5 protein-coding genes are annotated in these 5,022 nt (G+C 73.9%); all 5 read left to right on the top strand.

The features are described 5' to 3' along the window. Positions 1-1,277: acyltransferase domain-containing protein (locus G3I40_RS39590; RefSeq protein WP_164559659.1), on the top strand; the 1,277-nt coding region annotated here is incomplete at its 5' end. A 56-nt stretch (positions 1,278-1,333) separates the two neighbouring features. After that, on the top strand, positions 1,334-1,528 hold the full coding sequence (locus G3I40_RS39585; protein ID WP_164559658.1) for a DUF5302 domain-containing protein: 195 nt from the start codon (positions 1,334-1,336) through the stop codon (positions 1,526-1,528). 255 nt (positions 1,529-1,783) lie between these two features. Next, entirely contained in the window at positions 1,784-3,538 is a 1,755-nt protein-coding gene (locus tag G3I40_RS39580; RefSeq protein WP_164559657.1) for an acyl-CoA dehydrogenase, read from the top strand. A 35-nt stretch (positions 3,539-3,573) separates the two neighbouring features. After that, on the top strand, positions 3,574-4,404 hold the full coding sequence (locus G3I40_RS39575) for a 4'-phosphopantetheinyl transferase superfamily protein (RefSeq protein WP_164559656.1): 831 nt from the start codon (positions 3,574-3,576) through the stop codon (positions 4,402-4,404). 118 nt (positions 4,405-4,522) lie between these two features. Next, on the top strand, positions 4,523-5,022 hold a 500-nt coding region (locus tag G3I40_RS39570), incomplete at its 3' end, for a helix-turn-helix transcriptional regulator (RefSeq protein WP_164559655.1).

The following is a 5,022-nucleotide window of genomic DNA, read 5'->3' as shown; positions in this document are numbered from 1 at the left end:
GGCACCGCGCCCACCAGGAGCACCGGGCCAGCGTCGTGGCCGCCTCGTCCGCCGAAGCGGTCCAGGCCCTGCGCGCACTCGCGGACGGCCGCGTCCACCCCGCCCTCGCCACGGGGACGGCGGCCGCGGGAAGCGGCCTCGCGCTGCTGTTCACCGGCCAGGGCAGTCAACGCCTGGGCATGGGGCGGGAGTTGTACGCGGCGTTCCCCGAGTTCCGGCGCGCCCTGGACGAGGCGTGCGCCGCGCTCGATCCGCATCTGCGGCTGCCGTTGGTCGCGGTGCTGTTCGGCGCCCCGGACGGCCCCGACGCGGCGCTGATCCACGAGACCGAGTTCACCCAGCCGGCGCTGTTCGCCCTGGAGGTGGCGCTGTTCCGGCTGTGGCAGTCGTGGGGCGCCGTACCGGCCGCGGTGGCGGGACACGGTGTGGGCGAGGTGGCGGCGGCGCACGCGGCAGGGGTACTGGACCTGGCCGACGCGGCCCGCCTGGTCGCGGCGCGGGGCACGCTGGCCCAGGCGTGCGAGCAGGGCGGGGCGATGGCCTCCGTCCAGGCGTGCGAGTCCGATGTGATCGAGGCCGTGACCCGGGTGGGCGGCCGCGTGGCGCTCGCCGCGGTGAACGGACCGGAGACCGTGGTCAGCGGGGACGCGGCCGCGGTCGAGGCCGTGATGGCCTGGTGCGCGGGGGAGGGGCGCCGGGTACGGCGTCTTGCGGTGCCGCGCGCGTTCCATTCCCCGCACATGGACGCGATGCTCGGGGAGTTCGCCCGGGCCGTGGCGCGGTGCCGGTTCGGCGAGCCGTCGATCCCGTGGGTGTCGACGGTGACGGGTGCGGTGGCATCGGCCGGCGAGGTGTCGGACCCGGCGTACTGGGTGCGGCAGGTGCGCGGCACGGTGCGGTTCGTGGACGCCGTGCGCACGCTGGAGCGCGCGGGCGTGGGCCGGTACGTGGAATGCGGTCCCGCCGGTGTGCTGACCGCAATGGGCGCGTCGTGCGTACGGCAGCCCGCGGTGTTCGTCCCGTCGCAGAGCGCGGCGCGCGAGGCGGACGCACCGGCGGGTGAAGTGCGGTCGCTGGTAAGGGCGTTGGGCGCGCTGCACGTGGCGGGACAGGACATCGCCTGGGAGCGGGTCTTCGCCACGGGGACCCCGGTCGATCTGCCGATCTATGCTTTCCAGCGCGAGCCGACGCCCGAGGCTCGCCGCCGGGTTTCTGCGCGATCGGAGGGTGACAGCCCTTCGAGTGACTCTCGAGTGACCGTCCAGCTCCGATCGTGACAGTGGTGAAGCCGTGCAACTCCGGCAGGGCTGTTCCTTACGGCAAGGAGAACCGTATGACTGACACTCCGAAGAGCAACCGCAGCGAGGGCGACGACGCGGAAGCGGTACGCGCGAAATTCAAGGAGGCGCTGGCTCGCAAGTCGCAGGTCTCGCGGGCCAAGCAGGCGCACGAAGAAGGCCGCGCCAAGGTCAAGAACATGGGCAACCCCGCAGGCCAGAAGCGCAACTTCCGCCGTAAGACCGGCTGACCGAGAACCCCTTCCGGGCAACGCTGCGACACCCCGCTCCGGGGTGTCGCAGCTTTTTCGTGGGCCGCTCGGGATGCGTGGGCCGCTCGAGAAAGGACGGAGAATCCCTTCCGGCCCGGCGGGGCCCGGCCGCAGGAACGCCGGAGCATGCGTCGAGAGCACCTCCACCCGGACTCGAGGTCAGGCGTTCAGGGTCTGGATACGGGTGCGCACGCTGCGCCCCGTGCCGCGACGAGGGAGTTGACCACCGCCGCCATGACCATCACCGCCGAGATCATCCACCCCCCGGGCACGCCGTTCGGACGGACGGAGGCGGACGCCCGTGCGCGAGCCGCACGGCTCGAGGCGCTGCTGGGCGACCCCTACGACCCGGCGAACCCGCACGGCCTGCAGACCCTGTTCGCCGCCGACGGCAGGGGAGAGCCGCCCGCCGCGACCGAGGCGCTGCTCACCGAGGCGGGGTTCGGCGCCGAACTCGTGCCCGCCGCCCAAGGCGGCCTGCTCACCCGGGCCGACCTGCTGGCCCGCGCCCTGCGCCCCGTCTTCCGGCGCGACGTCGGCCTCGGCTTCGGCTACGGCATCATCTCCCTGTTCGCCGCCGGCGCGGTCTGGACGGCGGGCGACGCACAACAGCGCCGGGACGTCGCCGCGCTGCTGCTCAACGGCGGGCGGGCCACGATCCTGCACCACGAACTCGCGCACGCCAACGCGATCCTGCGCCACGAGTTCAGCGCCCGCCGCGCGCCGGACGGCTACCGGCTCGACGGCCGCAAGGACGTCATCATCAACGCGGCACGCGCCGATCTCCAGGTCGTCTACGCACGCACCGACCCCGCCCGCGGACCGCGCAGCCACTCCGTCCTGCTCCTCGACCCCGCCCGGGCCGGGGCCGGCCGGCTCCGGCACCTGCCGCGCGTCGACCTGCCGGGCATGCGCGGGGCGCTCTTCTCGGGACTGGAGTTCACCGACTGCCCCGTCCCCGCCGCCGCGCTGGTCGGTGCCGAGGGTGACGGAGTGGGCGTCGCCCTGCGGGTGTTCCAGGTCAACCGGAGCGTGATCTGCGGCGTCGTCACCTCGGCCGTCGGCACCGTGCTGCACTCCGCCGTGCGGGCCACCACCGAGGGCCGCACCGGCCCCCTGGCCAAGCGGTGGCACAAGCCGCTGGCCGGCGTCTTCGCCGACCTGCTCGCCTGCGACGCCATGTCCACCGTCGTCCTGCGGGCGCTGTCCCTGCTGCCCACGCAGGCCCACGTCTACGCCGCCGCCGTCAAGTACGTGGTGCCCGACCTGCTGCGCGAGGACCTGGAGGAACTCGCCGGCGTCCTCGGCGCGCGCGGCTACGACCACGCCAGCCCCGAGTACGGGGCCCTCGACAAGCTCGTGCGCGACCTGCCCGTGGCCGGCCTCGGCCATGCGGGCAGCGCCTCCTGCCAGGCGGTCCTCGTGCCCCAGCTGCGCGGCCTCGCCGAACGGTCCTGGTTCGCCGAACAGGAGCCGCCGACCGAGCTGTTCCGCTCCGGCGCCGAACTGCCGGACCTGGAGTACGGGCTGCTCGGCATCGCCGGCGGCGGCGACTTCATGGCGGCCTCGCTCGTGGGCAGCGCCGAGCGCCTCGCCCCCTCGCGCGGCGCCGGGGGCACCCTCGGCGCCCTGGCCGACCTCGCCGAGGCGTTCGTCACCGAACTGCGCGCCCTGCGCGAACAGTGCAGGCGCCTGCCGACGTCCGGCGCCGCCCTCACGGACCCCGCGGTGGTGGTGCTCAGCGCCCGCTACGCAGGCGTCGTCGGCGCCGCCGGGGTGCTCGGCATCTGGGAGCACCAGGACGGCACCGACCCGTTCCTCGCCGACCCGGCCTGGGCCGTCCTCGCGCTGTCCCGCCTCGCCGGCCGGCTCGGGGTCGCGGTGCCCGACCTGCCCGACAGCATTCAGGAACAGATCCTCGACGAACTGGTCCGCCGCTACCAGGAGGGCCGCAGCTGCGACCTCGATGCGGTCTCCTACGCGCCGTGACATCCCGTCACCACGCCCCAGGGAAGGAAGGCCCCTTGACGACCCTCGTCCCCAGCGGCGCCGAGAGCATCAGTGCGCCGGTCCACGTCAGCGGACCGGACGCCCCCTGGCACCGGGTGCGCGAAGCCATGGACCGCCACGGCAACGCCGTCGTCCACACCACGTGGGGCGAGTGGCTCACCGCCGCCGTCGCGGAACCCGCGCTGCGCCCGCTGCTCGGCCGCGACTGGCAGCGCTACCGCCGCACCGCCGACCCCACCGTGCGCTACCGCTTCGTCGCCTCCCGCCTGGCCACCAAGTACACGGCCGCCGCCGCCCTGAACACCGACCCGGTGGAGCTCGACCTCGCGTACAAGATCGGAGGACGCCCCTACCTGCGCGGCCTCGACCAGATCGACGTGAGCCTCACCCACACCGACGACCTGATCGCCGTCGGTGTCAGCCGCGACGGCCGCATCGGCGTCGACGCCGAACCCGCCGACCGCCCCATGTCGTACGACCTGCTGAGCGGCCACGTCCTGACCCCCGCCGAACGCGCCGACCTCGACGACCTCGACGACGCCGCCCGCACGGCAGCCATGCTGCGCGTGTGGACCCTGAAGGAGGCCTACACCAAAGCGCTGGGGCAGGGGCTGCGGCTCGGCTTCACCGAGTTCGGCTTCGGCGTGGACAGCGGCGACCTGCTCGCCCCGGACGGCAGCCCCGCCGCCCGGGGGGAGTGGTCCTTCGCCACCCACCGTGTCCTGGGCCGCTACATACTGAGCGTCGCCCGCCACGACGCGGGCCTGGACGCCTCGCGCGACACGGCGGCACGGACCATGCTCGACGAGGGCTTCATGGGCGCCGTCACCGAACTGCTGGACTGAGGCGGCACAATGCGGGGGATCGTCCGAGAATTGACTTCGGTTGCAGAAGTTTCGAGAATGCGGGCGTGACGGACAGGGCCGACGAGCGTCGCCGGGCCAAGCGAAAGGCGCACGGCTGATGAGCGACTTCGACGCCATCGACTCGCTGCTCGACTCGGTCGCTCCCGAGGCCGAGCTCCCCGAACCCGCCGCCCGCCGTGACCTGCGCGAGCAGGCCAGGCTGTCCAAGGCCCAGGTGGCGCGGGCACTCGGCGTCAGCCCCTCCACGCTCGCGGCCTGGGAGACGGGCCGCGAACCGGGCGGCGACATCCGCAAGAAGTACGCGTACCTGCTGGACGGCCTGGCCGCGAAACTCGTCGAAGAGGCCCGGCAGGCGGCACCCGAGCCCGACGCGCCGACAGTGACGGCGACGACGGAAACGGCGACGGCGACGGAGGTGCAGGGCGACGAGGACGTCGAGGTCCTGGCCGCGCCCGAACCCTGCGTCCTGTGCGGAGCCCCGGCGGGGCAGCGCGTGGCCGGCTTCGCGCAGCACCTGGACCCCGCCGAGTGCCAGGGCGCCGCATCCGGTGCCACTGCCGAACCCTCACAGGCACAGGCACAGGCACAGGCACAGGC

Source organism: Streptomyces sp. SID14478, from assembly GCF_010548525.1.
Taxonomy (GTDB): Bacteria; Actinomycetota; Actinomycetes; order Streptomycetales; family Streptomycetaceae; genus Streptomyces.
This window is presented reverse-complemented; position numbering and strand designations above follow the sequence as displayed.